The sequence below is a fragment of the Wenzhouxiangella indolica genome (assembly GCF_042310355.1).
Lineage (GTDB): Bacteria > Pseudomonadota > Gammaproteobacteria > Xanthomonadales > Wenzhouxiangellaceae > Wenzhouxiangella.
This window is the reverse complement of sequence record NZ_JBHJMR010000018.1, coordinates 18,032-44,464: the sequence shown is the minus strand read 5'-3', so window position 1 is coordinate 44,464 and position 26,433 is coordinate 18,032. Positions and strand designations below refer to the sequence as shown.

29 protein-coding genes are annotated in these 26,433 nt (G+C 60.8%); 16 read left to right on the top strand and 13 right to left on the bottom strand.

The features are described from left to right. Positions 1-19 precede the first annotated feature (19 nt). From ACDC67_RS14450 to ACDC67_RS14440, 3 genes are read left to right on the top strand one after another with little or no spacing between them, the layout of a single operon-like run. A complete protein-coding gene (locus tag ACDC67_RS14450; RefSeq protein ID WP_376694265.1) occupies positions 20-1,225 on the top strand; it encodes a DUF6361 family protein in 1,206 nt (401 codons plus the stop codon). After that, positions 1,225-3,021: a phospholipase D family protein gene (locus ACDC67_RS14445; RefSeq protein WP_376694263.1), complete on the top strand. Its 1,797-nt coding sequence runs from the start codon at positions 1,225-1,227 to the stop codon at positions 3,019-3,021. Before ACDC67_RS14450 ends, ACDC67_RS14445 begins: the two co-directional genes overlap by 1 nt. After that, complete coding sequence (locus ACDC67_RS14440; protein ID WP_376694261.1) at positions 3,018-6,173, top strand: helicase-related protein; 3,156 nt, start codon at positions 3,018-3,020, stop codon at positions 6,171-6,173. Before ACDC67_RS14445 ends, ACDC67_RS14440 begins: the two co-directional genes overlap by 4 nt. A gap of 48 nt (positions 6,174-6,221) precedes the next feature. Here the strand turns inward: ACDC67_RS14440 and ACDC67_RS14435 are convergent, their stop codons facing one another. After that, positions 6,222-6,518 carry a metallophosphoesterase family protein gene (locus ACDC67_RS14435; RefSeq protein ID WP_376694259.1) on the bottom strand — a complete coding sequence of 99 codons (297 nt, stop codon included), beginning with the start codon at positions 6,516-6,518 and terminating at the stop codon, positions 6,222-6,224. A 189-nt stretch (positions 6,519-6,707) separates the two neighbouring features. Between ACDC67_RS14435 and istA the strand changes: the two genes are divergently transcribed. From istA to ACDC67_RS14405, 6 genes are all read left to right on the top strand, one after another. After that, on the top strand, positions 6,708-8,246 hold the full coding sequence (istA, locus tag ACDC67_RS14430; RefSeq protein ID WP_376694257.1) for an IS21 family transposase: 1,539 nt from the start codon (positions 6,708-6,710) through the stop codon (positions 8,244-8,246). 14 nt (positions 8,247-8,260) lie between these two features. After that, the gene (gene istB / locus ACDC67_RS14425; RefSeq protein WP_376694255.1) at positions 8,261-9,001 is read left to right on the top strand and encodes an IS21-like element helper ATPase IstB; all 741 of its coding nucleotides are present in this window, start codon (positions 8,261-8,263) and stop codon (positions 8,999-9,001) included. A 430-nt stretch (positions 9,002-9,431) separates the two neighbouring features. After that, positions 9,432-10,505, top strand: coding sequence for a helix-turn-helix domain-containing protein (locus ACDC67_RS14420; RefSeq protein ID WP_376694253.1), 1,074 nt, complete (start codon positions 9,432-9,434; stop codon positions 10,503-10,505). Continuing rightward, the gene (locus ACDC67_RS14415) at positions 10,486-10,977 is read left to right on the top strand and encodes a PIN domain-containing protein (RefSeq protein ID WP_376694251.1); all 492 of its coding nucleotides are present in this window, start codon (positions 10,486-10,488) and stop codon (positions 10,975-10,977) included. The genes ACDC67_RS14420 and ACDC67_RS14415 overlap by 20 nt, the downstream gene beginning before the upstream one ends. Before the next feature lie 470 nt (positions 10,978-11,447). Continuing rightward, a complete protein-coding gene (locus ACDC67_RS14410; RefSeq protein WP_376694249.1) occupies positions 11,448-13,238 on the top strand; it encodes a GmrSD restriction endonuclease domain-containing protein in 1,791 nt (596 codons plus the stop codon). Positions 13,239-13,540: 302 nt separating this feature from the next. Further along, the gene (locus ACDC67_RS14405; protein ID WP_376694247.1) at positions 13,541-14,311 is read left to right on the top strand and encodes a hypothetical protein; all 771 of its coding nucleotides are present in this window, start codon (positions 13,541-13,543) and stop codon (positions 14,309-14,311) included. Positions 14,312-14,538: 227 nt separating this feature from the next. Here ACDC67_RS14405 and ACDC67_RS14400 read toward each other — a convergent pair whose 3' ends face one another. After that, a complete protein-coding gene (locus tag ACDC67_RS14400) occupies positions 14,539-14,946 on the bottom strand; it encodes a hypothetical protein (protein ID WP_376694245.1) in 408 nt (135 codons plus the stop codon). 280 nt (positions 14,947-15,226) lie between these two features. On the opposite strand from ACDC67_RS14400, the gene ACDC67_RS14395 reads away from it, so the two are divergent. Further along, entirely contained in the window at positions 15,227-16,255 is a 1,029-nt protein-coding gene (locus tag ACDC67_RS14395) for a type IV toxin-antitoxin system AbiEi family antitoxin (protein ID WP_376694243.1), read from the top strand. A 281-nt stretch (positions 16,256-16,536) separates the two neighbouring features. On the opposite strand, the gene ACDC67_RS14390 is transcribed toward ACDC67_RS14395, so the two are convergent. From ACDC67_RS14390 to ACDC67_RS14375, 4 genes are read right to left on the bottom strand one after another with little or no spacing between them, the layout of a single operon-like run. After that, complete coding sequence (locus ACDC67_RS14390) at positions 16,537-17,010, bottom strand: DUF2269 family protein (RefSeq protein WP_376694241.1); 474 nt, start codon at positions 17,008-17,010, stop codon at positions 16,537-16,539. Continuing rightward, a complete protein-coding gene (locus ACDC67_RS14385) occupies positions 17,010-18,323 on the bottom strand; it encodes an NAD-dependent epimerase/dehydratase family protein (RefSeq protein ID WP_376694239.1) in 1,314 nt (437 codons plus the stop codon). Before ACDC67_RS14385 ends, ACDC67_RS14390 begins: the two co-directional genes overlap by 1 nt. A 44-nt stretch (positions 18,324-18,367) precedes the next feature. Next, positions 18,368-18,553, bottom strand: a complete 186-nt coding sequence (locus ACDC67_RS14380; RefSeq protein WP_376694237.1) for a hypothetical protein — start codon at positions 18,551-18,553, stop codon at positions 18,368-18,370. Continuing rightward, complete coding sequence (locus ACDC67_RS14375; RefSeq protein ID WP_376694235.1) at positions 18,550-19,116, bottom strand: nucleotidyltransferase domain-containing protein; 567 nt, start codon at positions 19,114-19,116, stop codon at positions 18,550-18,552. The genes ACDC67_RS14380 and ACDC67_RS14375 overlap by 4 nt, the downstream gene beginning before the upstream one ends. A gap of 178 nt (positions 19,117-19,294) precedes the next feature. On the opposite strand from ACDC67_RS14375, the gene ACDC67_RS14370 reads away from it, so the two are divergent. Beyond that, positions 19,295-19,426: a hypothetical protein gene (locus ACDC67_RS14370; RefSeq protein ID WP_376694233.1), complete on the top strand. Its 132-nt coding sequence runs from the start codon at positions 19,295-19,297 to the stop codon at positions 19,424-19,426. 2 nt (positions 19,427-19,428) lie between these two features. After that, positions 19,429-19,926, top strand: a complete 498-nt coding sequence (locus tag ACDC67_RS14365) for a 3'-5' exonuclease (RefSeq protein WP_376694231.1) — start codon at positions 19,429-19,431, stop codon at positions 19,924-19,926. A gap of 55 nt (positions 19,927-19,981) precedes the next feature. Here ACDC67_RS14365 and ACDC67_RS14360 read toward each other — a convergent pair whose 3' ends face one another. Together ACDC67_RS14360 and ACDC67_RS14355 are read right to left on the bottom strand one after the other, a co-directional pair. Continuing rightward, complete coding sequence (locus tag ACDC67_RS14360) at positions 19,982-21,055, bottom strand: NAD(P)-dependent alcohol dehydrogenase (RefSeq protein ID WP_376694229.1); 1,074 nt, start codon at positions 21,053-21,055, stop codon at positions 19,982-19,984. Then, the gene (locus ACDC67_RS14355) at positions 21,052-21,609 is read right to left on the bottom strand and encodes a hypothetical protein (protein ID WP_376694228.1); all 558 of its coding nucleotides are present in this window, start codon (positions 21,607-21,609) and stop codon (positions 21,052-21,054) included. The genes ACDC67_RS14360 and ACDC67_RS14355 overlap by 4 nt, the downstream gene beginning before the upstream one ends. A gap of 157 nt (positions 21,610-21,766) precedes the next feature. On the opposite strand from ACDC67_RS14355, the gene ACDC67_RS14350 reads away from it, so the two are divergent. Then, positions 21,767-22,021, top strand: a complete 255-nt coding sequence (locus ACDC67_RS14350; RefSeq protein WP_376694226.1) for a Smr/MutS family protein — start codon at positions 21,767-21,769, stop codon at positions 22,019-22,021. A gap of 22 nt (positions 22,022-22,043) precedes the next feature. On the opposite strand, the gene ACDC67_RS14345 is transcribed toward ACDC67_RS14350, so the two are convergent. Genes ACDC67_RS14345 through ACDC67_RS14335 form a run of 3 tightly spaced genes read right to left on the bottom strand, consistent with a single transcriptional unit; the run spans position 22,044 to position 23,583 of the window. Then, complete coding sequence (locus ACDC67_RS14345; protein WP_376694224.1) at positions 22,044-22,700, bottom strand: zeta toxin family protein; 657 nt, start codon at positions 22,698-22,700, stop codon at positions 22,044-22,046. Then, positions 22,697-23,065, bottom strand: a complete 369-nt coding sequence (locus ACDC67_RS14340) for a hypothetical protein (RefSeq protein ID WP_376694222.1) — start codon at positions 23,063-23,065, stop codon at positions 22,697-22,699. The genes ACDC67_RS14345 and ACDC67_RS14340 overlap by 4 nt, the downstream gene beginning before the upstream one ends. A 53-nt stretch (positions 23,066-23,118) precedes the next feature. Then, complete coding sequence (locus tag ACDC67_RS14335; protein WP_376694220.1) at positions 23,119-23,583, bottom strand: UPF0158 family protein; 465 nt, start codon at positions 23,581-23,583, stop codon at positions 23,119-23,121. 236 nt (positions 23,584-23,819) lie between these two features. On the opposite strand from ACDC67_RS14335, the gene ACDC67_RS14330 reads away from it, so the two are divergent. Together ACDC67_RS14330 and ACDC67_RS14325 are read left to right on the top strand one after the other, a co-directional pair. Beyond that, the gene (locus ACDC67_RS14330; RefSeq protein WP_376694218.1) at positions 23,820-24,071 is read left to right on the top strand and encodes a type II toxin-antitoxin system Phd/YefM family antitoxin; all 252 of its coding nucleotides are present in this window, start codon (positions 23,820-23,822) and stop codon (positions 24,069-24,071) included. After that, on the top strand, positions 24,068-24,322 hold the full coding sequence (locus ACDC67_RS14325) for a Txe/YoeB family addiction module toxin (RefSeq protein WP_376694217.1): 255 nt from the start codon (positions 24,068-24,070) through the stop codon (positions 24,320-24,322). Before ACDC67_RS14330 ends, ACDC67_RS14325 begins: the two co-directional genes overlap by 4 nt. A gap of 25 nt (positions 24,323-24,347) precedes the next feature. Here ACDC67_RS14325 and ACDC67_RS14320 read toward each other — a convergent pair whose 3' ends face one another. Continuing rightward, the gene (locus tag ACDC67_RS14320; RefSeq protein ID WP_376694215.1) at positions 24,348-24,833 is read right to left on the bottom strand and encodes a hotdog fold domain-containing protein; all 486 of its coding nucleotides are present in this window, start codon (positions 24,831-24,833) and stop codon (positions 24,348-24,350) included. A gap of 113 nt (positions 24,834-24,946) precedes the next feature. On the opposite strand from ACDC67_RS14320, the gene ACDC67_RS14315 reads away from it, so the two are divergent. Beyond that, positions 24,947-25,903, top strand: a complete 957-nt coding sequence (locus ACDC67_RS14315) for an MBL fold metallo-hydrolase (protein ID WP_376694214.1) — start codon at positions 24,947-24,949, stop codon at positions 25,901-25,903. Between the two features lie 50 nt (positions 25,904-25,953). Here the strand turns inward: ACDC67_RS14315 and ACDC67_RS14310 are convergent, their stop codons facing one another. Then, positions 25,954-26,379: an MAPEG family protein gene (locus ACDC67_RS14310; protein ID WP_376694212.1), complete on the bottom strand. Its 426-nt coding sequence runs from the start codon at positions 26,377-26,379 to the stop codon at positions 25,954-25,956. Positions 26,380-26,433: the final 54 nt, after the last annotated feature.

The following is a 26,433-nucleotide window of genomic DNA, read 5'->3' as shown; positions in this document are numbered from 1 at the left end:
ATGAGATGGATGCGATCGAATGCCCTCTACATTTTCTTGGCTTGATTTGACAGCGTCAGACCGCGACAAGCTTCGTAGGGTTCTGGATCTCTTTTCTGAGCAGGGAACCGTCGACGAGCTTGGCCTTGGCAGCCTGCGAGATGCGATCTCAAACGCGCTCTTTCCAGGCACGTCCGTCTTGCTTACCCGCCTCCGCTACGCTCTGTTCATTCCCTGGATCTACCAGGAACTCGAAAGCTGGGGCCCCGGCTACGACATTCCGCATCACGCTCGGGAGATGGAAATCGAGCTGATTGGAGCGCTGGCGGAGAACGAGGATACCGCCGGCGTGATAGGCATTTCGGCCGGCGCTTCACTTTCCCGGCTGGCCAGCAGCGCGTATTGGGCGTTTCTTGACCACTTGGACCTTTTCGTGCCGGATCGCCCGCAGTCCTGGTATCACCGAAATTTTGACGCACTTCTGCGGCAGCGCTCGAGACACCCTCAGGCAGATGACCCGGGCGTTATTTGGACGCAGGAACCAATTTGGCATCCCCGCCTTCCAGCAGCACCCGAAGATTTTCCGGCGGCGGCCGACTTTTCGCTGACGTTCGACGAGGCGGATTTCCTGCAGGACCGAATGTTGGATCGCTGCAAGGGGACTTTGCTGGCCTATTTGGCCCAGGACGGCGGCAGCCAGCTGGCCGAAGACTTCTGGGAGGAGCCTGTGGCGCTTAATGCCCCCGGTAGCGTCCCTGATCTAGTCGAGCTGGCCCGGCGATTCTCTTTGCACGTTGAGGGCGCGCCCTTGCTCTACAACTTGATGCTTGCCCAGGCGCGCCAGGCAGTGCAGCCCAGTCAGGCCGATGAAAAGCGCATTGAGAACTACCGTGCTGAACTAAGCGGGTGGGCGGCGCGGGAGCAGGAAGAAGACACATTCCAGACAGACGCCTTATGGGCGGTGGTGATAAGGCATGGTGGGGTTGTTCGTGAGCCGCAGCGTCGGTTCGTCGAGGGCTGGTCTGCCGCGGTTAGCGAGCACGGCGCTGAGTCGGTGGCGGATCTGGACGAAGTGCGCAAGCTCATGCGCCAACGCGAGATCGGACTGAAAGGACCGCGCGCCCGACTGGCCAATCAAGGCCGCCTGCTGGACTGGAGCGGACGCACCGGCACGGGGCGCATGCGCTTTCGCTGGCCCAACGTGCGACAGTTGCTGATCGATCTGCACCGGGGCTTGGGAGCCTGATGCTTTCTCCCGAAGCTCGTACCGTCGCCACAGATATCCTGCGCCCGCCCGCTGGCTACAAGCTGGATCAGGCGGTCATCACGACCTACTCGCTGGACCTGGACGTGATCCTGGCCTTGCCGCTGGCGGTGCTCGCGCAATCCGATCAGGGCATCGACGAGCTCCTGGGCGACCCGATGTTGATTCTCGAGGCATTGCGTGAGGCAGGTGGCCGCCTTGATATTTTCGTAGATGCGGCGAGCATTGCCATACCGCACAGCAACCGGGCGCTCTACACCATGCTCGAGGATTGCGTGCACCCGGTGCGTGCGCCCAATGGTGGCGCATTCCATCCCAAGCTTTGGGCGGTACAATTCACCCAAGACAATGGCCCGCCTCTGATGCGCGTGGCAGTGATGTCGCGCAATCTGACCTACGATCGTTCCTGGGATGCGGCCCTGGTGACCGAAGCCTTGCTTGGGTCCACCGAAGGTCCAGTCGACGCCTCGGCCCCGTTGGGAGAGCTTCTTAGGGCTCTGCCGGGGGCCGCGGTTCACGGAGTGGGCGCAGAGCGAGAAGCGATTCTCCAAGGTCTGGCTGAGCAACTCGAGCGAACTGCCTTTCCTGCACCGGATCGATTCAAGAGCCCTCTGAACTTTGAAGTGCTGGGTCTGCAATCCGGCACCACCGCACCGTGGCACCCCGGGCGCAAGGGTCAGAATGCCTTGGCGATCGCGCCGTTTGTCAACCGAACCGGCCTGGATGCAATTGCAGCTCGCAGCGCGGGCGAGCGGACGTTGATCAGTCGGCGCGAGGCACTGGACGATCTGCCTGAATCAGCTTTGAGGGCCTGGCAGGACGTGCTTGTGCTTTCGGAAGCGGCGCTGGATGAAGACCAGGACGGCCAAACGCAGAGCTCGGATTTGCACGCCAAAATCTTTGCGTTGGAGCATGGGCGTCGTGTGACTTGGTATATGGGATCCGCAAACTTCACCGCAGCGGCGCTGACCGGTCGCAATGTCGAGGTTATTGTCTCGATGAGCGGCCCGCGCGACGAGCGAGCGAAGACAAGCGGTTACGGCATAAGCCAATTTAAGGAAGCCGGGTTTCTGAAGCTGTGTGAACCCTACGATCGTGCAGAGCCCTTTGAGTCGGACAGCACGATCAAGGCGGCCAAGGAAAGGCTCGAGCTTGCTCGGCGGGCTTTGGCACTGGCACAGTTCGAATTGCATTGCGCAGGTGAGGGTAACGCCTGGCAATTGACGCTCGATGGTGATGTGGATATCCCCAGCGATGTCGATGTCCAGGTCTGGCCCGTCTCGCTGAAGGAAGACCAGTCCGTGGAACTGAAGCCGGACATCGCCTGGAGTCTGCCCCTGGATCGTTTGACCGCATTTATCGCCTTTCGCCTTCGGGCCGATGCCGAAGTCGATGACGTCCGGTTCGTGCTGAAGTTGCCGGCGACCGGCATGCCTGAAGGCCGCGTTGCGCAGGTGCTCAGGCACTTGATCAATACTCCCGAACGTTTCCTCCAGTTCTTGCGTGCGCTTCTAGGTGGGCTCGAAGGCCTGGTTGGCTGGGCACAGACTGACGACGGCGGACGGTGGGAAGGTGACTGGGGCGCCGGCCTGAATGCCGAGCCGCTTCTTGAAGACCTTGTGCGGGCTGCCGCCCGAGATCCAAGTCGGCTAGCGCCAATCCGCCGGCTAATCCATGATTTGCAATCTTCCCCGAACGGAAAGTCCATTGTTCCCGAAGACTTTCTGGCGATCTGGGACGTGGTCGATGCCGTCGTCGATCAGGGCTCTAAACGATGAAGCGCCCGGACGTTGAAACTGTACTCGCGCCGATGAAGCCATTCCAGCGCAGGACGGTGGAACATGCTTTCCACCGACTGTTCGAGGCGCCCGACACCACTGCCCGGTTTCTTGTGGCCGATGAGGTCGGACTGGGCAAGACGCTGGTCGCTCGAGGCGTAATCGCCAAAGCGATCGATCACTACTGGGACGATGTCGACCGCATCGACGTTATCTACATCTGCTCAAATCAATCTATTGCCAACTCCAACTTGCCGAAGCTTCAGGTTGCAGACGGTGACGAGAAGTCCTTTGCACTGGCCACTCGACTGACAATGCTAGCTACTGAGTTGGCCGGCGGAAGCGGGGGTAATACGCTGGCCGAAAGCAAGGTCAATTTCGTGAGCTTTACTCCGGGCACCTCTTTCAATATGGGCGATTCCGGCGGAATGGCCAAAGAGAGGCGAGTATTGTTCGCGCTACTTGATGGTCTGGTCGAGCCGCGAATTGGGCTGATGAATCTCATGCAGGGCTATGTGACGCGGACGAAGTGGTGGCGAGGCAGGCTAAAGAACGATCCCATGCCGCTGGATGCGGGAATCTGCGAGCAGTTCCAGCAGGACTTTCTTACTGACACGCAACTGGTGGAGGAAGTTGACGAGGCTATTGGGCAGTGGTTTTACAAAATGCGGAAACAGTATCCCCCCGAGGCGCGAGTCGCCCGCAACAGAATACTGGGGCGGTTGAGGCGGATGCTAGCCGATATTTGTGTTCAGGCGTTGGAGCCGGATCTAATAATTCTTGACGAGTTCCAACGCTTCAAGTCGTTGCTGGAGAATCGCACCGAGTACGCTGATCCGGCTGCTGAGCTAGCTCAGGCGCTGTTCAATGCTCCGACGCCGGAAGGGCACAGAACGCGCACGCTGCTCCTGTCGGCCACGCCCTACAAGTTCTATACGGCTGATGCCGAGATCGAGCATGAAGATCACTACAAGGACTTCATTGACACGACACGCTTTCTATACAGTGGCGACGAGAAGCGCGTGGAGGCGCTTCAGCAGGCGCTTAGGCGCTTTGGACTGGAACTGAAACGAGCCTCGCAAAGCTTGACGCACGATGTCGCTGCCGCCAAGCAGGAGGTGGAGCGATTGCTTACGGCAGTGATGGCGCGTACAGAGCGAGTAATGGCCAGCGATGAACGTGATGCGATGCTCAGCGAGGTTGGGGAAGCGCTGCGCCTTGAAGGCGCCGATGTTCAGCAGTACCTGGCTGCCGATGCCCTGTTCCAGGCCGTAGGTGACTTCGATCCGCTGACCTTCTGGAAGTCGGCGCCCTATCTGCCGCACTTCATGCATGGCTACAAGTTCAACCAACGACTGAAGGACACGCTGGCGCATTTCCCAGGGAAAGTCTCCGAGATCTTAAGCACACACTCAGACTCGATGCTCTCCGCGGAACAGCTGGATCGCTGGGAGGAAATCGATCCGGGCAATGCCAAGCTTCGCGGGATGGTGCACAGCATCCTTGACGCTGGCCTGTGGAAACTCCTCTGGATTCCGCCAACGATTCCCTACTGGCCCCTTCGGGGCGCGTTTGAAGACCAGGATCACCGCACCAAGACGCTTCTTTTTTCGGCCTGGAACGTTGTGCCGGATGTGGTAAGCGGGCTGCTCAGCTACGAGGCCGAGCGCCGGATGCTTGGCGGCAGTATGGATCAATACAAGGACCTGTCAAAGCAGCAGAGCCAGTTGCTCGACTTCGGTGCGGCTAATGCCAACCGAACCAGCCATAGAATGCTTTTACTTCTGACGCCTTGCCTGAGGTTGGCTGATGAGACACATCCGTTACTGGCGCACGGAGACGATGTTGAGGCTTGGGTGCGAGAGCGGGTCGAACGACTGCTTGCAGATCTGCCAAATCCCCAGGAAGGTGCAGTCGATGATCGCTGGGAGGTTGCTATCCTGCGCGCGCTCGATCCTGGCATAGACGAGTTTCTGGAGTATTGGCGCGATACCGATTTTGATCCGGAAAGTCCGATGCGTCCTGATGCGGCCAATTTCGCTGATCATGTTCAGGATCTAATCAACATCGATACCCAGGATCTCGGACGCCGGCCTGAGGATCTGGCCGATCTTGTCACGGAGCTGGCGCTGGGCGCACCCGGAGTGCTGGCGTCTCGCACGCTTTCCCCTGCCAATCTAGGTGACGATGAGCGGCGCAAACAGGCGGCGCGTTTGGCTAACTCATTCTGGAAGTTGTTTAATCGTCCTGCCGTCATCAGGCTTCTCCGGCAGCTCGATGTCAAGCCTGAAGCGGATGATCAACGAGCAGCGCCCTATTGGCGCACAGTTGTCCGATATTGCATCCAGGGGAACTTGCAGGCCGTGTTGGATGAGTATTGGCACCTAGTCTGGGAGCAGCACGCCTGGTCCGCGCGCGAGACGCGCGAAACGATCAGTCACCGCTGTGTCAGCCAGATGATCGATACCATCGAGCCGCGCCCCTCCCGGGTACACGCCAGCTTCTACAAAGTCACTGGAAAGCATGTCGAAGAGTCCGAGATCAGGCTGCGAACAGTGCTTGCGCTGCGCTTTGGGCGAACCAAGTCCGAAGAAGGTGCACACAGTCAGGACGCCGTTCGTGCAGCCTTCAACAGCCCATTCCGACCCTTTCTCCTGGCGAGTACCTCGGTAGGCCAGGAAGGCCTGGATTTCCACCCTTGGTGCCACAGGCTCGTTCACTGGGATCTGCCGGGCAATCCGGTTGACATGGAGCAGCGCGAAGGCCGCGTTCACCGCTACAAGGGCCACGCCGTACGCCGGAATGTTGCAGCGGTCTACACGGGCCTCGCGCGAAAGTCGTGGACCCCGGACCAGAATCTGTGGGATTTGGTGTTTGAAACGGCCAATGGCGACTCTCGCGCACGTGGCCTAGACGACCTGATTCCACACTGGCTGGCGCCCGGGAAGTTCAAGATTGAGCGTCGAGTCCCCATGCTTCCATACACGCGAGAAGTCGAGGCCTTCAAGCGCCTGAAAAGACAGCTGGCAGCCTATCGCGTCGTCTTCGGCCAGCCGCGGCAAGAGGAGCTGCTAAACCTGTTAGATCAATCAGATATCAATTTGCAAGATCTGTCGTCATGGCAGATTTCGCTGACGCCCCCGAAGCCATGATTTGAAATCCGAAAAGGATCGCTACTGTGTGTGGGCGTGCCCATCCAACTACGAGCCCAATGTTGGACTCAATACTCGCTCGGCAACAAATCCGCCCTTTCCCAGAGATGCGTCTCCGCCCAGTCGATAGGCGGCTAGTGTCTCGTAATGGCCTGCGCTGTAGTCGACGCAGGCCGCGTTCGGTCTTTCCGGTTTCATGCTGCCCTTCTTCCAATAATGACCGAAGAACACGGGCCGGGCATCGGCGGGATAGCCGGGATGATCGGGGTTGTTGTAGGTTGCTTTGATGTCGAGGCCCGGCTGTGAACGCTCAAGTGCATATTCCGGCCCATCGTGAACACCCATTCTGGTCCAACGTGAACACCGATTCCGGAACAAGCTGAACAGCCATTCCGTTTCAACGTGAACACTTTTGCCGAATTTCCGGAATGGGTGTTCACATTGCGGAATGGGTGTTCACGTTGCCCGGAATCGTTTTCAACGCATTGTTTTTCTTAGAAACCGCTACCCTTCGCGATTTTCCGGAGGGTTTCGATGGCTGCAAGGAGAAAATCAATGCGCAAAATCAGGGAAGTACTGCGTCTGCGCCTGGCCGGCGGGCTATCGATCCGCCAGATCCGCCACAGCACCAAGATCAGCGTGGGCGCGATCCAGAAGCTGGTAGCGCGGGCCGACGAACTCGGCCTGAGCTGGCCGCTGGCGCCGAATATGAGCGACGTGGCGTTGGCACAGTTGTTCTACCCGGCCGCCAGGGCCGGCGGCGGGCGCTTCGAGGTGCCCGACTGGGCGCTCATGCACCAGGAGCTCAAACGACCGGGCATGACCAAGCAGTTGGTCTGGGAGGAGTACACCGCAAAGTTCCCGAACCGCTGCTACAGCTACTCCCAGTTCTGTGAACGCTATCGGCGCTGGCGAGCAACCTTGCGGCGCTCGATGCGCCAGTTGCATCGGGCCGGCGAGAAGCTGTTCGTCGACTATGCCGGCCAGACGGTGGCGATCGTCAACCCGTCCACCGGCGAGTGCCGCTCGGCGCAGATCTTCGTGGCCGTGCTGGGTGCGTCGAACTACACCTTTGCCGAGGCGACGCACAGTCAGAGGCTGCCGGACTGGCTCGGCTCGCACGTACGCGCCTTCGAGTTCTTCGGCGGGCTACCCGAGATCGTGGTGCCGGACAATCTCAAAAGCGGTGTCCAACGTGCCTGCCGCTACGACCCGGACCTCAACCCCAGCTACCAGCAACTGGCCGAGCACTACCAGCTTGCCATCATCCCGGCGCGACCGCGCAAGCCCAAGGACAAGGCCAAGGCCGAAGTGGGAGTACAGGTCGTCGAGCGCTGGATCCTGGCCCGGTTGCGGCATCAGACGTTCTTCTCGCTGGCCGAACTGAACCAAACGATCGCCGCGTTGCTGGTCGACCTCAACGAGCGTCCGTTCAAGGCGCTGCCGGGTAACCGGCGCGAGGCCTTTGTGCAGCTCGATGCGCCCGTGCTCAAGCCGTTGCCGGCCCACGCCTACCGTTACACGGCGATCAAGACCGTGCGGGTGCATATCGACTATCACGTCGACTACGAACGCCACTTCTACTCGGTGCCGCATGCCTATGTCGGCGAGCAGCTGGAAGTGCACGCCAGCGACACGCTCATCGAAGTCTACTGCCGCAACCGCCGCGTTGCGGTCCATCCGCGCGGGCGTGGTCACGGCATGACCACCGACCCGGCCCACATGCCTGAAGGCCACCGGCAGCAGCACCAATGGAGCCCGGGCCGGCTCACGCGCTGGGCCGGGGCGATCGGAGACGCCACCCGTGAGTGGGTCGACGCCCAGCTGGCCCGGCACGCTCATCCCGAGCAGGCTTATCGCGTGTGCCTGGGGTTGTTGAACTTGAGCCGTGACTACTCGCCGGCCCGGCTGGAGGCGGCCTGCGCTGTCGCCAACCGCGAGCAACTGATCCGCCTCAAATCCATCAAGCGCATCCTCAAAAACGGCCGCGACCGTCTGGTCGGCGTGCCCGATCTAGCCATCGAACTGCCGCAGGACCACGCCAACGTGCGCGGTCCAGGCAGCTTCAACTGAAAAGGAATACCGACATGACCACTCAGACCCTGGCGCAACTTCGCGAACTCAAACTCGGCGGCATGGCCCGCGGACTGGAAGCCCAGCACGAGCAGATCGGCACCTACGAAGGCCTGTCGTTCGACGAACGACTGACCCTGCTGGTCGAGCAAGAACAACTGCTCAGAGATCAGCGCAAGCGCGACCGGCTGGTGCGACAGGCGCGCTTCAAGCTCCAGGCGGCCATTGCCGATATCGACTACCAGCACCCGCGCAACCTCGACAAAGCCCGCATCGCCCAGCTGGCTCAACCGGACTGGCTTGCGCGCAGCCAGAACCTGCTCATCACCGGCCCGTGTGGATCGGGCAAGACCTTCCTGGCCTGCGCCATCGGCCACAATGCCTGCCTGCAGGGACTGAGCGTGCGCTACTACCGTCTATCGCGCCTGCTGCTCGAGCTGACCCAGGCGCGTGCCGAGGGCAGCTACCGTCAGATGCTCAAGCGCCTGAAGCGAACGGACTTGCTGATCCTCGACGACTGGGGGCTGGAGCCGCTGCAGGGCGTGCAGCGCCACGACATGCTCGAGATCATGGATGATCGCCACGGACACGCCTCGACCGCCGTGGTCAGCCAGCTGCCGTTCGATCAGTGGTATGCCAGCATCGGCGACAACACCCTGGCCGACGCCATCCTCGACCGGCTAATGCACAACGCGCATCGACTCCAGCTCAAGGGCGAGTCGATGCGAAAAAGACAGAAAGTTGACCCAACGTGAACACCTGAGGTAGAAACCAACCGAAACAATGCGAAGAAAATCCGGTGTTCACGTTGGCCCGGAATGGGTGTTCAACTTCGCCGGAATATGCACTGTCCGCATCTGTCTGAATGTAGCGGTTCGGCCCTTCGCCTCGGGCGTGTCCGCGGGCGTCGGACGCTCCGGGGGCCCTGCTGAAGTAGATCCACGAGCCTGCTTTGATTTCGTCGTGGACTTGCTGCTTGGACAGATATCCGAAGTCTCCGCATACACCAATGATTTCGGATTCTCGGGAGCAGTCGGACTCCTTTCGGCTTCGCTCAATGTACCGATTCATGCCATCACCTTATGTGACAAGTGTCACAAAATGGTAGTTTACAGACGCCTCCATGTCAAGTATATTTGTAAACCCATAGATTGTCATGGGGAGTTGCGATATCAGGAGTGCATCATGTTTGGGCTACGTCTGAAGCAAGCCCGCGAAGCCGCCGGCCTCAATCAGCGTGAGTTGGCCGCGGCCTGTGGCGTTTCCGCCATGGCCATTTCCAAGTACGAGCGGGACCTTTCCGTGCCCTCCTCGCAGGTGCTAATGGCGCTGGCCGATGCGCTGGGAGTGCGCGTGGAGTACTTCTTCCGGACTCAGCACGTCGAGCTGGACAAGCTGGAGTTCCGCAAGCACTCACGCTTGCCGGCGAAGCAGGAAAAGCGCGTTTTGGCGGATGCGCAGGAGCAGATGGAGCGCTGGCTGGCATTGGAAGACTTGCTCCCGAATGAATGGGGAGCTCCTTTCCAGGTGCCGGAAGACGTGCCGGATTCGGTGACCTCGGGCGAGGATATCGAGCATGCAGCGCTGACTGTCCGCGACGCATGGGGTCTGGGCACCGAACCCATCGTGGATCTGATCGAGGTGCTGGAGGAAAACGGCCTGAAGGTGTTGCGCAGCGAGCATGCGCGCGCCGCTGATTTCGAGGGGCTGGCAGCGCAAGCCAATGGTCACACCGTCGTGCTGGTTGGCCAGGATTTGCCAGGAGACCGGCAGCGCTTCACCATAGCCCATGAACTCGGCCATCTGGTCCTGGCCGATCGACTCAAGGGAGAGCTGTCCAAGGACGAGGAGCGCGCCTGCAACCGCTTTGCCGGGGCGTTTCTAGTGCCGGCCGAGGAGGTCCGAAAGGCGCTGGGTAACAAGCGTTCCTGGATCGAGCCCCGCGAGCTGTATCTGCTCAAGCAGCAGTGGGGCCTTAGTATGGGCGGCTGGTCCTATCGTGCTGCCGATCTAGGCATTATCAACCGGAGCACTCTGGGGCGCTTCTGGGGGCTGATGCGCAAGCATGGCTGGAAGGAGCGAGAGCCCGAACCTCAGTACCCGCGCGAGAAGCCGCGCCGATTCGAGCGACTGATCTATCGGGCACTGGCCGAGAAGCTAATTGGCGATTCGCGCGCGGCCGAATTGCTTGGCATACCGGTGGCCGAACTCGCCCGTCAGCGGAATCTGGAAGCCAGCCATGGCACTGATCATCAGTGATGCCAATATCCTGATCGATCTCGAATGCGCGGAACTGACACCGCGGATCTTTCGACTGGACCTCGAACTTGCTGTTCCCGATGCCCTATACCGCGACGAACTCAGCCAGCATCACGGAGAGCTGCCAGCACTCGGCCTCCAGCTTTACGAACTGTCCCCTGAACTAATCAGTCAGGCATTTGCACTGCGTGCCCGATATTCCGGCCCCAGTACCTACGACCTGTTTGCACTGGTGCTCGCTCTGGATCGTGAGTGTCCATTGCTAACTGGCGATAAACAGTTGCGCCGCCTGGCCGTGGAAAAGGGCGTTGGGGTATTCGGAACACTCTGGTTGATGGAGCAACTGTTCGACGCGGCACTGCTCAGCATCGATCAAATGGACTCGGCCTATCAGACCATGCTCAACGATCAGAGATGGCTACCCGAACGCGAAATCAGGCGCCAGTTGGCGCGACTCAGACATCGGGGGTAGTAAGACACACGCTAGCCCGTTGATTTCGTTTCAGCACCAGGGTTCACACAGGCCAAAAGAGCCGAGCCAGCGGCACTAGGGTGCGCGTTTCCCGATCGGCATTCTCGCAATTCTCAACCAACGCCTGAACCAGATCACCCAGATCCCACAGCATCAAGGCGATTGGTACTAAGTTGCCTTCGCGCTGCCACACAACGGCCTGGGCGGCCTAGTCGACGCTGCGGGAGCCGTGATCGAGGTCTCCGGCGAGGAGGCGCTTAGCGCGTCGAGAAGAGCGCTGGCTGAGCTTGCGGCAACTTCACGAATCCTCAGTCACAAGGGCCAATCGCGTATGCCGAGCAGCTTCTGATCAATCATCCCGACTACGATCGGTCCCAGGCGAGGGCTGATGCCGTCACCGCAGTCGGTGAGTTTTGCGATACGCTGGCTGCAGGAAAGACAGAATCGATATATCAGAGGGGAATTTCTAAATGGCGAAGTACGAAGTAAAACAAACTGCCGTCAGTCAGGTGCTGGCCGACGTTCGTGCCGACAAGATCGCGATACCGGAGCTTCAGCGTCCGTTCGTGTGGAAGACCTCGCAGGTGCGCGACCTGATGGATTCGCTCTACAACGGCTACCCCGTGGGTTACCTGATCACCTGGCAGTCAGTCGGCGCTAAGCTCAAGGGTGGCCAGGTAGCGGCGCACCAGCAAATCCTCATTGACGGTCAGCAGCGAGTGACGGCGTTGCGGGCGGCGATCGCCGGCCAGCCCGTGATCGGCAAGCAGTATCAGAAGCAAAATATCGCCATCGCTTTCAATCCGGTCACGGAAGAGTTCGCGACCCTGACCCCTGCCATCCGCAGAAGCAATCAGTGGATTCATGATATCAGCGAGTTTTTCTCCGGCACGAGTCAGCTGACTTTTCTGCGCGAATATTTCGAGAGGAATCCAGACATCGACCAGTCAGCGGTCGAAGTTGCAGTCAATGGCCTCGCGAGTATCGAGCATGCTCAAGTTGGGGTTATCTCCCTGGCGGATGACCTCGATGTCGAGACGGTTGCCGAGATATTCGTGCGCATCAACGCCAAGGGTGTACCGCTCTCAAGCGCTGACTTCGTGATGAGTAAGATCGCGACCTACGGCGACGAGGGCCGAAACCTGCGCAAGCTGATCGACTATTTCTGCCACCTAGCTGTTGCCGGCCATGCATTTGAAGACATCCAGCAGAATGACAAGGAATTCGCCGCCACTGACCACATTCGTAAAATTCAGTGGCTCAAAAACGAGTCGGACGAACTGTTCCGGCCCGATTACACAGATGTGATCCGCGTCGCCGGCCTGGTCGGTTTCAGCCGTGGCAAGGCTGGGGCGATTGTCAGTGAGCTTTCCGGGCTGGATCCGGAAACCCGAAAGATCGACGAGTCCCGGATACCCGCAGCTTACGAGCGATTCGGCACCGCCCTGGACGAGCTAGTGCGGCAAACGCACGTAGAGCGCTTTGTGATGATGCTCAAGTCGGCTGGTTTCATCGACGCCAGCATGATCGGCTCCAAGAACGCCCTGAACTTCGCTTACGCCCTGTACCTTCGATTGCGTCAGAACCAGGACCTGACCGAAGGAGAGCGGTCGAAAATCGTCAAGCGATGGTTTGTCATGTCCCTGCTTACCGGGCGTGCGGTCGGCAGCTTCGAATCGACCTGGGAAACCGACTTGAGACGAATCAGAGAGCAGGGTGCCGCCGAGTACTTGCGGGTGCTTGAGGAATCTGATCTGGGAGATGGTTTTTGGAACGTCGCTCTCCCGCAGGAGCTGAATACACCCAGCAAGCGCAGCCCAGCGTTCCAGACATATCTGGCGGCACGTGTAAGCAAGGGAGGACGCGGATTTCTCTCCAAGTCAATCAGTGTTGCTCATATGATCGAAGGCCGGGGTGACCTTCACCATATTGTGCCGAAGAATTTTCTCATCAGGAATGGTTTCCCAAAGCAGGGGGACTACAACCAGGTCGCGAACTTTGCCCTTACGGAAACACCGATCAATATCACGATCAAGGACCATCCACCGAAGGAATACATGGCTTGGGTCGCGGAGCAGATCTCAACAGGCGTGCTTCGCTTAGGCGAGATCACCGATCAGGCCGACCTGGAAGCCAATCTGAAGGAGAACGCCATCCCGAACTTCATCGACGAAGTCACGGCTGCCAGCTATCCCGAGTTTCTGGAAGCCCGGCGCAAGTTGATGGCCGGGATGATCCGCGAGTACTACCAGGCACTTTGACCGCTTCCGAATCGCAGCGAGGGGTGAGGTTCAAGATCTCAATATTCTGGCAATTCTCTGGGAGTCTGTGGACTGGCTGGGCGATGGCGTCTAGCCAGTGAAGTGTTCGGCGACGTACCGGTCAGCTTGCAGTTCCGCCTCGGTGCCCAGCCGATAAGCGGCGAGCGTTTCGCCATATCCAGCGCTGTAGTCGACGCAGGCCGCGTTGGGTACTTCAGGCTGCCGGTTCGCGTCCCATTTCCTCGAAGGCGTTCTTTAGTACAAGGCAACTCACTTTCGCTTCAACCAAAATCAGGGGACCCATGAAACTCTTTGAAAAGCTCGCCATTTCCGCGACACTGCCTCTTCTTCTGTCCGCTTGCGGCTCCAATCCGACGGTCGATATGCATAAGGTATCGGTGGATCCCAGATACCGAATGGAGGAACTGACAGATCCGATTGGTACTTCCCTTTCCGTGAACGTTGGAGAGACCCTTTTTGCAAAGGGAGAGTTTGCGTTCCAAGAGGCATACAAGCTAGAAAGGCCAATTCGATCCAAGATGCCTGGATCAATGGGCATTCCGTTCAATTTTTCGATTGAACGAAGTGTGCTCACGAAATCATACAGGAGAGCTAATTTCGAGTATTTTTGCGCTCCATTCGACAAAGTCAATGCATGGTTTGGTGGACTAGGAAAAGTAATTCAACGCGGTGATTGCGTCGGTGTACGACGTCACACCTCAAGTGGCGCACTTCAGTGGGTTGTGGATAACTCTGTCCACAATGGTATGACCACGGTATGGAATAGGGACTACGAACGATCTGAAGACCCAATACTCGAGAAGGCCGAAGGCGATGTTACGGCGGCTGGATCGAACATGACGCAAATCCGATTCGATGGCTACTACTCGAGTTTGCTCCATTTCACGCTTGTAGAGCGGTCCGGTTCAAGTGCAAAGGAAACAGAATTCAAGTTCGATTACCCACCGCAAAATAGTGAAGCAGTTTACGGAATTAAAGGAAACACATTCGAAGTGGTCGATGTCAACAATGTTCAGTTAACGTATGAGTGGCGCTCATTCAGTGCTGAATAAATGGCAGTACACGCGGGTAGCGAAGGAGGCTTCTGAGCCCGCATCTTGATCATAAACCTGAATCCTGGTTTCGCGCATGCCGGGAGTTGCACTTCCATCGAGAGCCAAGTTGGAAGTGCTCCGCGCAATTCGGCATCACATCGAGGAGCGCCATGCCGCGATCTAGGGCTGATGTTTGGAGAAGTCTGTGCTTAGCGCCGATTTGTTGCCAAACGGTTGGATAAGCGTCACCTGCTCGGCGCAACGGCAATTCCGGTATCCAGATACGTCTCATAGATCTGGCAGTGCCTTCTCATCTCCTGCTGGGCTGTCGGAGCGCCAAGGTCTTCGTAGGCCCGGCGCCAGTCCGAGCAGTTCTTGGCCAGCCACTTGCCCTGGTTGGTGTCGGCGCGTTGCTCGCGTAGCGCGAGTCGGCGGCGCTCGGCTTCCTGCCTGGCGCGCTCGGAGCTTGCGCGAAGCTGGTCCATGCTCCGCTGAGTGCTTTCCTGCAAGCTCTGGCTTGCCGCCCTGGCCGACTGCTCGAATCCCTTGGCCATTTGCTCGAGCATCTGTACGGCGCGGTATTCTGTGTAGCGCTCGTAAAGCCAGTCCGCGATAAACAGTCCGCACACGATCGATACGGCGATGATGGCCACACGGATACGTGGATCCTGATCATCCTTGGGTGGGAGCCGTGAGTCGAACAGATTGTCGCGGTCTTGCTATCGTCGACGATTGGAGTCGGAGAAGACCGGCTCCTTTCTGAAATCCTTCATGGACATGTCCCCTTCCGACCGTTGATCTGTCAACGCCGAACTGATTATAGCCGGGCCGCCGGTGCTCTGCGTGCGTCTTTGGAGCCGTACTCAGGCAAGGCTTTTCCGGCCATTTGTCCACTATTGCACTTTGTCCATGAAACGTGGACAATGATAAATAATGGACAAGCAGACAGAAAACAGAAGACGTCTGGTCAAAGAAGCGACTGCAGCGCTTCAGGTGCCAGGGCTTGCGCTTGAGCTACAGCCGAGTTCCAGCGTCGAGCGGCAACGAGGAGCCGACGACGTGGTTTATGTGCGGCACGGGGACCGGCGCATCGAGTATCGCGCCGAGGTCAAGCGCAACCTTCGGCCGGCAACGCTCGGGGCCGTGCTTCAGCAGCTCCGGGCATTGGATGCACGTCCCTTGCTCGTTTCCGATCACATCAACCCGCCAATGGCAGCACGCCTGCAGGAAGCCGATGTAGAGTTCATCGATACGGCCGGAAACGCTTGGCTGAGCGATCCACCGCTATGGGTCTGGGTTACTGGCCGTCGCCCTCTGGAAACTACTGAGGACAAAACTGGGCCAACGGGACGGGCTTTTCGGGCCAGCGGCTTGCGAGTGTTGTTTGCGTTGTTGTGCAAGCCTGGGATGATTGACAGGCCGTACAGGGAAATTGCCCGATTGGCCGGCGTAGCGCACGGGACTGTTGGTTGGGTGATGGCGGAGCTGCCGAAGCTCGGATATGTAGCGACCTATCGCAAGAAGCGGGTTCTGGTGAAGCCTGAGCGCTTGCTCAGAGAGTGGGCGGAAGCCTATGCACGGACCCTGCGCCCTAAGCAGGTGCTTGGCCGCTACTTCACTAATGACTTCGGCTGGTGGAAAGACCAGGTTGCGACCGAGTTCGGATTCAACCTTGGAGGGGAAGCCGCTGGTGCTCGAGTGACCAGGTACCTCAAACCGGCAACTATCACCCTCTACGGTGACGATCTCAGCGCGGAACTACTGGCTCGCTTTCGACTGCGCAAGGATCCGCAAGGCAATGTAGAACTCATGAAGCGATTCTGGGAGTTTGATAAAAGTGAGCCGCTTGTTCCCCTGCCACTGGTCTATGCTGATTTGTTGGCAACCGGCGAAACGCGATGCATTGAAACCGGAGAAATGATCTACAAGAAGATTGTCGATGGATTTGAGCGCGCGGACTGAGCGGGACTGCTGGCCGTGATTTGGCCGGTTTGTTGGCCGAAGCGGAAGAAGATTCACCGAGTGCTCTTGAGCTGGCCAGGGAAACAGTCCGCCTCCAAGTACAGTCTGAAGGCCCGGGACCATTGATCGGGGATGTTCGCGCAACAGACATGGATGACTTTCGGAAGCTACTGGAGGCCTTCTCCAACGGGCTCTCGTTGGATGAATAGTGGACCACGCTATAAGTTGGGTAACGCTCAGCCGCAAAACAAGCGTTGTGGGCAAGCGCGGCGGGCGCTGCTTCAGGCCAGAACCGGCTTGAACACCATCAGATAGAAGATGGCGAGCATTGCGATGAACGCCGGCCAGCCCAGGCCGTACCAGTAGCGCATCAGGCGGTGCACATCTTCGCTGACCGATTCGTTGCGGTTCGCCAGCTCGCGCGTTCGACGAGCCACCCGGTGCTGGATGAAGAGCACGGGTATCCAGCAACAGCCGACCAGAACGAACAGGGCGAAACTCAAAAGAATCCATCGGGTTCCCAGTGGCAGTCCCAGCAGATGTGCCAGCCAGATGCCGCTTAGCGGCTGGACGATGACTGCGGGCGTCGTGAACCAGGTATCCGCCATCACCACATTCTCGGACACCATGTCGATCGCCTGGATGTTGTTGCTGGCCATTGCCCGCCACATGAAGAATGCGGTGCCCAGGCCCGTGCCGAACAGGATCGTGGCGGAGAGGATGTGGAGCCACTTGACGGCGAGGTAGGTATTCATCAGCGCTCGCTGGAAGTCACCAGGCAGAATGTAATCACCATCAGAACCGCCGCATTCTTGACCAGGCCGCCCAGCAAGGCCAGCCAGAGGGACGGCATGCCGATTCCGAGCACCACGGTGTAGGCCAACACGGAGATCAGCATCAGCCAGAGGACCAGGCGGATGCGCCAGCGCAGGGCGAGCAACAGCCCGAGGAGGAGATTGAGGGCCCCGGTCACCTTTGCCGCTGTCGCGTGCGCCGATTCGGGAAGACCGATTCCGGACAGCACCGCCTGATACTGTTCCGGTGCGGCCATCAGGCCGGTAAAGCCCGAAACCAGCCAGATCAGAACCAGCGAAAGCCATGCCAGTGGTACCAGGTTCTTCAGGCGCGCGTGCCAGCGGTCCTGGACGAAGCTGGCGCCGTGTCGGAATGCCTCGTCCACCGGTCGCAGTTGCATGTGCAGCGCTTGTTCGACCGCAGCGGGTGCTTCATCTCCTGCGACGTTCCCCCGCTCGAGCATTCGCCAGGTCGTGCGTCCCATGGGGTGCAGGCGCAGTCGGTCGCTGACCGCGGCCAGGGTTGAAACAAGCGATCGTGGCAGTCTCAATTCGAAACGGGCGGGAGGGAGTCTCATCCAGGTCCGGATCAGTTGCAGCAGCTCACGAACCGTGATGACCGTCGGTCCGGCCACCGGCAAGGGTGTGTCGAGGCCGGCGGGATCCTCGACTGCGCGCTGGACCGCTTCGGCCAGGTCCTCGAGCAGGACCGGTTGCAGCCGTTGGCCGCCGTCTCCCGGCAGCACAAGCATCCACGGCAGGGCCGCGCCGGCTCGCAGGGCCGAGGTGCCGCCGTACGAGCCGCGCAGCGACAGGACGACCGACGGGCGGAGAATCCAGAAGGCCAGGTGCAGCGATTGCAGGTCGTCGTCGAAGCGATGCTTGCTGGCGATGAAATCGCCGTCTTCGGGATCCCCCAGGGCGGAGATCTGAACGAAGGGCGCGACGCCGGCCTCCATGCAGGCGTGGGCCAGCGCAAGTGGCGCTTGCCGGTGAATCAACTCGAACTCGCCGCGCCGCCCTTCCCTGAGAATGCCCGCGCAGTTGACGACGGCGTCCACGTCGCTCAACACTGGTGCCCAGTCCGAGGCATTCGTCATCTGCGCAAGCTCGATGGCGCGTACCGAAAGCCGGGGATGTGCGGGAAATGCCTGCGCGCCGTGTGAGCAAGCGACCACGTGATGTCCGGCTTCGAGCAGCCGCTCGACGATGGCGCTGCCCAGGAAGCCGCCGGCGCCGGTGACCAGTACGGTCTTTGTGTCCGAACCTGGCAAATTTCCCTCCGGAGGCCGGTCCGGGAGCTCAGTGCGACGGTCTTTCAAGCCGGACTCCCCAGGTTCTCCACTCTCTCCTGACCCTCTGTGGCCACCCGGATCGTCGCATAGACCAGGCCCTGGTCGACTTCGAGGTGGTCTTCATACTTCGCCAGATTGCGCTTGCGATGAGCCTGATCGAGTACGCGCCACTGGGCGGGGTCCAGAGCTTCGAGCTTCTCGCCCGTCAAACCATCTCTCCCAGCAGAACCCGATACTCGCCTGCCAGTACGTCAGCCAGGAAGGGGCTGTCGGAGTCCCTGCGTTGCCTGAATTCCTCGGTCGTGTAGAGGGTCGGGTTGACCTGGCGGCCGAGCGAGCGCTCGGCCTCGGCCAGTGCCGCGTAGATTTCTTCCAGCAGGAGTTCGTCGGAAACGATCAATACGTCGATATCGCTGTCGGCGCGGTCCTCGCCCTTGGCGACAGAACCATAGAGCAGCGCGACCTGGAGCCGGGCGTGCAACGGCTCCAGCGCCGATCGAATCACTGCTTGCGGCCCGAACAGTTTTCGGGCTAATCCGCACAGTTCTTCGAAGATGGGGGCATCCGGATTGGCTCGGTACTGGCGGAAGCGCCCCCTTCCTTCTACACGCACCAGCCCGGAATCCGCCAGTCGTGCGACTTCCCGCTGAACAGCTCCGGATCCGGCTTGCGCGCGCTCGATCAACTCGCCGAGCGTGTAGGTGTTTTCGGGCTGGCCGAACAGGAAGCCCAGCAGCTTCTGCCGAGTGCCGGAGAACAGGGCGTCGGCCATGCTGGTGGTGCCGGCCTCTGACGAAGCCGCGTTCGGTTTTGCGCCCTTAATACCCATATCGGGTAATTGAATACCCAAATTGAGTATTTGTCAAGGAAGCGCCGAATGGATTCAGAACCTCGGCGCGGAACGGGCTTCGACGTTTCAGCGGAAACGTGCATTTCGCGGTGAGATGGCCTTGCAAACATTGCGCTGCTACTGCTTCTACAATGCCGGCATGAGCACTTCGATCACCATCCGCAATGTTCCGGAGTATGCGCTGACCGATGCCGGCCCCAATGAACAGTGGGCCGGGGACTTGGCGACCTGACCATGCGTTTTGCCGCCATCGACTTCGAAACGGCCAACCGCGGCGCCGACAGTGCCTGCGCGGTGGGTGTGGTGATGGCCGAAGATGGCCGTATCGTCCATCGCGAGACCCATCTCATCTGTCCGCCGAGCGGCGAGTTCGTGTTTACCCATATCCACGGTCTCGATTGGGACGATGTCTGCGATGAACCCGATTTCGGCCAGGTCTGGTCCAGGCTCGGCCCGCTGCTCGAGGGGGTCGATTTCCTGGCCGCTCACAACGCGCCTTTCGACCGCAGGGTGCTGCACGCCTGCTGCGACAGCCATGGCCTTTGTTTGCCGGAAGCGCCGTTCGAATGCACCGTGGCCCTGGCACGCCGGGTGTGGGGCATCTATCCCACCAAGCTGCCCGATGTCTGTCGCCGTCTCGGTATCCCCTTGAACCACCACGACGCCGCATCCGACGCCGACGCCTGCGCCCGTATCGTGCTGGCGGCCGAACAAGCCGGTTGGCGGCCGTAGGCCCCGGCATCGAGCCGGTCGTCGCTACCGCACTACCATTTCGAAAGGCCCAACGCTACCGCTTCTCAGGCAATTGCCAGCGGCTGATTGGCGTGCCGAGTCCTACGGCACGATGACAATCCGCCCGCCCGCATGCCTGCCCGGCTTGCAGGCACTGGATCGCCGCGGGTGCCTCCTCCAGGGGGAAGGTCCTGCCCACGATCGGCGTCAGCTGCCCGGCTTCGAGCATGCCGCGCAGGATCTCCATGGCATCGCCCTTCTCGATCACCTCGAACCACGATCGGTCCAGGTGCCGGTTGAAGGACGCCCGCGCCATGAGACCGAGAAAATGCGGAAAGCCGCCGAGGGTGCGGCGGCCTTTTGTCCCGTAGTGGTCGTGCCCGATGGCGATATACAGTCCATCGGGCTCGAGTATCCGCTTGCAGTCGGAAAGCGATAGTGTCGAGGCCACGTCGACGATGAGATCGACGGGTTCGTCCAGCCGGGTGACGTCCTCGCGCGTATAGTCCATCACCTCGTCGGCACCCAGCTCTCGCATGTAGTCGAGCTTGGTGCTGTGGTCGACGCCGACCACATAGGCCCCTTTGGCCTTGGCCATCTGGATGGCGATACTGCCCACGTTGCCGGCGGCACCGTTGATCACGATGCGCTGTACGGGCTTCCTCCCCAGGTGCTTGCGCAGGTTGACCAGGGCGATGATTCCGGAGGTCGGCACCGAGCCGGCCTGCTCGAAGCTGATGTTGCCGGGCTTTGGCGCCAACACGTGTTGCGGTACGCACACGTATTCGGCGTAGGCACCCCCGTTGGTCCACTGGATCTTGTCATGGGTTTCGCCGAACACCGCATCGCCGGGCTGGAAGTCGACCACAGCATTCCCCACGGCCGTCACTTCACCGGCCATGTCCAGGCCGGGGATCGGCTGCTTCGGCCTTCTGAGGCCCGCGCCCATCAGACGCATGACGCGCGGGTAGCCGGTGACTGCATGCCACACGTCGGGATTGACCGAGGCGGCGCGCACGCGCACGAGTACCTCGTCGGCAGCGGGCGTCGGAATCTCGACTTCCCGCAGATGCAGCACCTCGTCGGGGGCGCCGTAACGATCCTGGACGATGGCTCGCATGCGCGTCATCTGACTCCTTGCAGGTCCGCGCCAGTACGTCGGCGGGCCAGCCGTAGGAGGTGCCTGCCGATCAGCCAGTGGATAATGAACGCCTCCACCACCAGGACGAGGCCGAAGAGCGTCGGCAGGACGACGCCGAAGCCGACGCTCATGCCCAGCACGAAGCCGAGCAGGCATTCTGGGCGGTAGATCGGCAGCAACAGCGCCAGCGGCAGGACGCCGAAGTAAAGGTAAGGGGTGAGGTGCTCGTAACCGCTGAAGAAGGTGACGGACATTGCGATACCGAGGACCATTCCGCCGACCACGCCGGCGATGACGGGCTTCAGGCTCGTCGATTCCGCCTTGATCATGCGGCGCCGGGTCAGGCTGAGCAGCCCCCAGGCCAGAACGGGCAGCAGCAGCCCGCCGTACCAGTTGGAGATGCGCGGCAGGTCAGGATTCGCCAGAAGGTGATGCGCCGGGACGCCTTCGTGGAAGTGCTGCCAGACCAGCAGGCTCCAGATGGCAATCGCGACAAGAACGGTCAGGCCGACTCTCAGCCGGTCGATGGGATGGCTTGCCATGGGCGCTTGCTCCGATGATGTCGCCCAAGCTTGAGCGATCGGGATGGCCGGCGCCTGTGCCAGGAGTCATGCGGTGTCCTGGTTCTCGGATGCGGCGCCTGCGCCGCTACCATGGGGTGAGACCCAACCCACTGCCGATCTCGCGGTGCGAACGCCCATGGCCAAGCTCAAACTCGACCTCCACGATATCTACAACCGCGGTACGGACATCGACCGCGAACTCGAGCGCGTGATCCACGAGGCGGTGGACAAGCGCATCAAGGAGGTCGAGATCATCCCGGGCCGGGGTTCGGGGCAGCTCAAGAAAAGGGTGCTCAAGTTCCTGGAACGACCGGACATCAAGCAGCTCTATCACCGGGTGGACAAGGACTCGAAGAACCCGGGGCGGTTGTTCGTGTACTTCCGGTTCTGACGTCGACCGGGAACTCGGCCGGTCACTTCCCGCGCCCGAGCTGCAGCGCGGCTTCAACGATGGGTTGGGCCCACTCCGGCGTTTTCGCGAGTCCGGCGGATTCGGAGTGGACGACGTGTCCCCGGCGAAAGCGGAGGACTTCGGTCGGTGGCGGGATGCTGCCGGTTTCGGGATCGGCCGCTCGGGAGTTGTCGAACACACGCAGGTCGTAAAGTAACGGCATCAGCGCGATGAGGTTTTCGCGCGAGCGGCGCCAGCGCAGGCCAATCAGTTCTGCGGGAATGTCGTGTCCGCCGGCTGCGACGCGTTGTCGGACACGCTCGATGTGCAGCTCTGCGCTGGCCAGGCCGCAGTACCAGGCGACGACGCGGTGGCCGGCGATTGCGGCGTCTTGAATGAGTTGCGGCATGGTGTTGCCGCCCAGGGTGGTTTCGAAGGCGTGGTTGCGACCTTCGGCGATCGCCCGCTCGAGCAGTTCCTTGCCAAAGCGCCAGGCTTCGGCATTGCTTTGCTCGACGCCTTGAGCGGTCTTCCGGCCCAGAGCGCGAGCGAATTCGTCGGGGTTGAAATACGCCAGCCCTCGCTGCCGCAACAACCGTCCTCCGATGGAGCTCTTGCCGGCGCCATTGACCCCGGCCAGCACGTAGAGCACCGGCCGGTGGTCATCGTTTTGGGTCATGCCGAGGCGTTTTCGTCGGAACCGTCGTCGGGTTCGGTGTCGGCCCGGGGCTGATTGGCCGCGCCGGCGAGCTCTTCAGGGCCGGCATCGATGGCATCGGCGAGTTCATCACCGGCACTGGCGCCCTGAAGGTGCTCCAGTCGCTTCTCGAAGCGTCGCTTGAGCGCCTCCAGAGGGTCGCTGGCTTCGAGTCTTTCCAGCATGACCTGGTATCGCGCGGCATCGATGACCACGACTTCGGCCTGGTTGTGATTGGTCACCACCAGCGGGCCTTTTTCGCGAGCCAAAGTCGAGACCGCCTTCCAGCCGCGTTTCTTGACATCGCTGGCCGAAATGCTGGGTTGGTTTTCAAGTCGCTCTGACATGGCCGTATTACCACCTGCTGGGCACATGGCCATTATACCCATATTTCACCTTCTCACAGCAGCCCGGTCGGATCGCCGGGTGACTCGATCCAGCGCACGGCGTAGCCTTCGTCTTCGTAGAACTCTTCGGCGATGCGCTTCTTTTCCTCGGACTCGAATTCGAACCAGCGGCGTTCGTCCTCGGGAAAATCGCTGAGGGCGAATTTGAACTGGCGAAAGGGTTTGCGCTTCTTCAGAGCCTCCTGCAGGCGTCGCGAGGCTTCGCTGCCGGCGTGCTCCAATGCGAAGGTCTGCATCAGATGATAGCCGTCCGAGCTGTCGAAAAAGGGGATCGGCAGGGCCCGTTCCGGGTCGGTTGGCGCCCAGTCTTCAGCGTACTCGCTACCGAACATCAGGGCAGCCTCGCTGCGTTCCATGCACAGCTTTCCCGTCGTCGGGTCGAGCAGCCATTGCGCGCTCTGATCGCTCATCGCCATCGCCACGTCTTCGGCGTCCAGCATCAGGACAGGGGTATTCATTCGGGTATCAACTCCTTTCCATATCAACAAATAACTGGGTCTTGCGGCGGAAAGGCACAAGAGAGCCTACGCGTCCGTTTCATAGAGCTGAACACTACCGCGCCTCGGGTCGGGCTATCCACCCGTGCCAACAATTTGCCGAGTAGCGCTCAGGTTTCGCGCCTGCGGTCTGATGCGTCGGTTCACGACTCGTGCAGGCGATTGACGTACAGGTTTCTGTACATTATGCTTCCCGCATGTCCACCATCAGCTACACAGACCTTCGTCGTCGTCTGGCCGGCGCCATGGACCAGGTCAATGAAGACCACGCGCCCCTCTACATCACCCGCCAGAAAGGCAAGGGCGCCGTGCTGCTTTCCGCCGATGACTACGCCTCGATCGAGGAAACCCTGTACCTGATGTCCAACCCGCGCAACGCGGCGCGATTGACCGAAGCGATCGAGGGTTTGCGGCGAGGCGAAGGTGAAGCGCGTGAACTGATCGAGTGAGGATCTGCTTTCACGAGCATGCCTGGGCCGACTATCTTTACTGGCAGAAGGCCGACCCGAGAAAAGGCAAGCGCATCAACGAACTCATCCGCGCGATCGAGCGCGACCCCTTCCAGGGCATTGGTAAACCGGAACCCTTGAGGGGGAATTGGTCCGGCTTCTGGTCGCGTCGGATCGATCGGGAACATCGGCTGGTCTATGCGGTGGAGAAAGACGATCTGTTGATCGCCCAGTGCCGGTTTCACTACTGACCGCCGTGCCCAACTGCAATGCCCTTCAGGCTTTCGGCGGCTTCTCGGAGACGTAGAGCATGATGGTGCCCTGCACCACCACCGTGTCGTCGGCGCGGTAGGCGGTGACCTTCACGGGCAGGTCGCCCGGCTGCCAGTCCTCGGGGCGGGTTTCGGCGGTCACGCGGATATCCGAATCGGCCTTGGCCGTGTAGTCGACTTGCATGCCGCGCGGAATCCAGCGCAGGTGCTTTGGAATCGTGGCCTCGGCCAGCCCGCCCATGGCCATCTCCAGGGCGTTGCAGATGGCGATGACGTGGACGGTGCCGATGTGGTTTTGCACCTTGCGGCGCTTGGTAAAGCGGACTTCGCAGAAGTTGGGGCGCAGTTCGGTCACGCGGGGCCGGATGGTGGCGAAGTACGGCGCCTTGCGCGCGAACAGGCGCGAGAACAGCGCCTGGCCGAACGGCCAGCTCGTTACACGGTTGTAGAGATCGATCAGGTAGTTGGATTGCTGGTCGGACGGGTACATGGCTTCCTCCCTGGGCAGCCGCCGGGCTTCGCCATACGCTACAGTATGGCGCGGAACGGCACAAGCGACCCGGCCCGCCGGTGATAGGCTGAACGGGTTACCGAGGAGATGACATGAACGGCATCCACACCATCGACACGCACTATCTCGACCGCACGGAGGTGGCCGCCGCTTACCTGATCGTCGAGGGCGACAAGGCGGCGTTCGTCGACAACAACACCAACGCGGCGGTGCCGCGGCTGCTGGCCGCGCTCGACGAGCAGGGCCTGACGCCGGAGCAGGTGGAGTACCTGATCATCACGCACGTGCACCTGGATCACGCCGGCGGCACGTCGAAGCTGGCCCGGGCCTGCCCGAACGCCACCGTTCTGGCTCATCCGCGTGCGGCGCCCCATGTGATTGATCCCTCGAAGCTGGTCGCCAGCGCCTCGGCGGTCTATGGCGAAGAGAGCTTCAAGAAACTCTACGGCACGATCGAGCCGGTGGACGAGGCGCGCGTGCGGGTCATGGACGACGAGGAAACGCTTCGCTTCGGCAGCCGCGAGCTGCGATTCCTGCACACCCGCGGCCACGCCAACCACCATTTCTGCATTGCCGACAGCGCTTCGGACGCGATCTTTGCCGGCGATGCGTTCGGGCTGGCCTACCCGACCCTGCAGGTTGAGGGCACATTCGCAATGCCGTCGACCAGTCCGACGGACTTCGAGCCCGAGCTGGCGCGCGAGTCGGTCCGGCGCCTGGTCGACGAGAAGCCTGGCTGCATCTACGTGACGCACTTCGGCGCCGTGACCGATATCGAGACGGCGGCCGGCCAGCTTATCCGCCACCTGGATTTTGCCGAGAGAGTGCGCGACGACGCCGAAGCCAGCGACCTGCCGGACGAGGAACTGGAAGCCTATTGCCGCCCTCGCCTGTACGACTACGTCGCCGGCCTGCTCGATGGACGGGGCAACCTGGGCCGCGACAAAGCGATCTGGTCGCACCTCAAGCTCGACCTCGACATCAACGCCCAGGGGATCGCGTTTGCCGCCAACAAGCGCCGGCGCAAGGCGCGGGCGGCCGGGGGCTGAAGACCAACGGCTCCAATTGCAGGCGATGCGCGCTCGACGCGGTCAACCGGTCAAACGCCCGTTCCGATCATTGCGAGCAATGCCGCGACGCCGACGCCCACGATGCCGACCAGGCCGATGCCGAATGACACCGATCGGGCCAGGCTGAGGTTGGCGTAGTACATCACGGCGTGGCCGATGCGACCGGCCAGGTAGACGGCGCTGAAGACATTGACCGCCCAGCTCGGTGCACCGACGACCATGGCCGCGACCAGCACGGCCACGAAAGCGGCAATGCTTTCGTTGAGGTTGGCGTGGGCGCGCATGGCGCGGAAATGGAAGCGGCTCGGGTCGGCCGCGACCGGGAAACCGGCCCGATGGCCGCGGCGGATCCCGGCGATGTCGGCGATCAACAGTTGGACGACCAGGAGCAGGCCGCTTGCGGCCAGGCAGGCCAGCGCGGGCAGGTAGAGGGTGGCGGTCGGTTCGATGCTCATGCGGAGGCCTCTGGAGGAATCTGACGGAAAAGGGATGCCCTATGATGTCGCGGC

Coding starts and splice junctions, on each gene's coding strand:
- ACDC67_RS14450 (WP_376694265.1), top strand. CDS start 20: ATGCCCTCTACATTTTCTTGGCTTGATTTGACAGCGTCAGACCGCGAC.
- ACDC67_RS14445 (WP_376694263.1), top strand. CDS start 1,225: ATGCTTTCTCCCGAAGCTCGTACCGTCGCCACAGATATCCTGCGCCCG.
- ACDC67_RS14440 (WP_376694261.1), top strand. CDS start 3,018: ATGAAGCGCCCGGACGTTGAAACTGTACTCGCGCCGATGAAGCCATTC.
- ACDC67_RS14435 (WP_376694259.1), bottom strand. CDS start 6,518: ATGGGTGTTCACGATGGGCCGGAATATGCACTTGAGCGTTCACAGCCG.
- istA (WP_376694257.1), top strand. CDS start 6,708: ATGGCTGCAAGGAGAAAATCAATGCGCAAAATCAGGGAAGTACTGCGT.
- istB (WP_376694255.1), top strand. CDS start 8,261: ATGACCACTCAGACCCTGGCGCAACTTCGCGAACTCAAACTCGGCGGC.
- ACDC67_RS14420 (WP_376694253.1), top strand. CDS start 9,432: ATGTTTGGGCTACGTCTGAAGCAAGCCCGCGAAGCCGCCGGCCTCAAT.
- ACDC67_RS14415 (WP_376694251.1), top strand. CDS start 10,486: ATGGCACTGATCATCAGTGATGCCAATATCCTGATCGATCTCGAATGC.
- ACDC67_RS14410 (WP_376694249.1), top strand. CDS start 11,448: ATGGCGAAGTACGAAGTAAAACAAACTGCCGTCAGTCAGGTGCTGGCC.
- ACDC67_RS14405 (WP_376694247.1), top strand. CDS start 13,541: ATGAAACTCTTTGAAAAGCTCGCCATTTCCGCGACACTGCCTCTTCTT.
- ACDC67_RS14395 (WP_376694243.1), top strand. CDS start 15,227: ATGGACAAGCAGACAGAAAACAGAAGACGTCTGGTCAAAGAAGCGACT.
- ACDC67_RS14390 (WP_376694241.1), bottom strand. CDS start 17,010: ATGAATACCTACCTCGCCGTCAAGTGGCTCCACATCCTCTCCGCCACG.
- ACDC67_RS14375 (WP_376694235.1), bottom strand. CDS start 19,116: ATGGCCGACGCCCTGTTCTCCGGCACTCGGCAGAAGCTGCTGGGCTTC.
- ACDC67_RS14365 (WP_376694231.1), top strand. CDS start 19,429: ATGCGTTTTGCCGCCATCGACTTCGAAACGGCCAACCGCGGCGCCGAC.
- ACDC67_RS14360 (WP_376694229.1), bottom strand. CDS start 21,055: ATGACGCGCATGCGAGCCATCGTCCAGGATCGTTACGGCGCCCCCGAC.
- ACDC67_RS14355 (WP_376694228.1), bottom strand. CDS start 21,609: ATGGCAAGCCATCCCATCGACCGGCTGAGAGTCGGCCTGACCGTTCTT.
- ACDC67_RS14350 (WP_376694226.1), top strand. CDS start 21,767: ATGGCCAAGCTCAAACTCGACCTCCACGATATCTACAACCGCGGTACG.
- ACDC67_RS14345 (WP_376694224.1), bottom strand. CDS start 22,700: ATGACCCAAAACGATGACCACCGGCCGGTGCTCTACGTGCTGGCCGGG.
- ACDC67_RS14340 (WP_376694222.1), bottom strand. CDS start 23,065: ATGTCAGAGCGACTTGAAAACCAACCCAGCATTTCGGCCAGCGATGTC.
- ACDC67_RS14335 (WP_376694220.1), bottom strand. CDS start 23,583: ATGAATACCCCTGTCCTGATGCTGGACGCCGAAGACGTGGCGATGGCG.
- ACDC67_RS14330 (WP_376694218.1), top strand. CDS start 23,820: ATGTCCACCATCAGCTACACAGACCTTCGTCGTCGTCTGGCCGGCGCC.
- ACDC67_RS14320 (WP_376694215.1), bottom strand. CDS start 24,833: ATGTACCCGTCCGACCAGCAATCCAACTACCTGATCGATCTCTACAAC.
- ACDC67_RS14315 (WP_376694214.1), top strand. CDS start 24,947: ATGAACGGCATCCACACCATCGACACGCACTATCTCGACCGCACGGAG.
- ACDC67_RS14310 (WP_376694212.1), bottom strand. CDS start 26,379: ATGAGCATCGAACCGACCGCCACCCTCTACCTGCCCGCGCTGGCCTGC.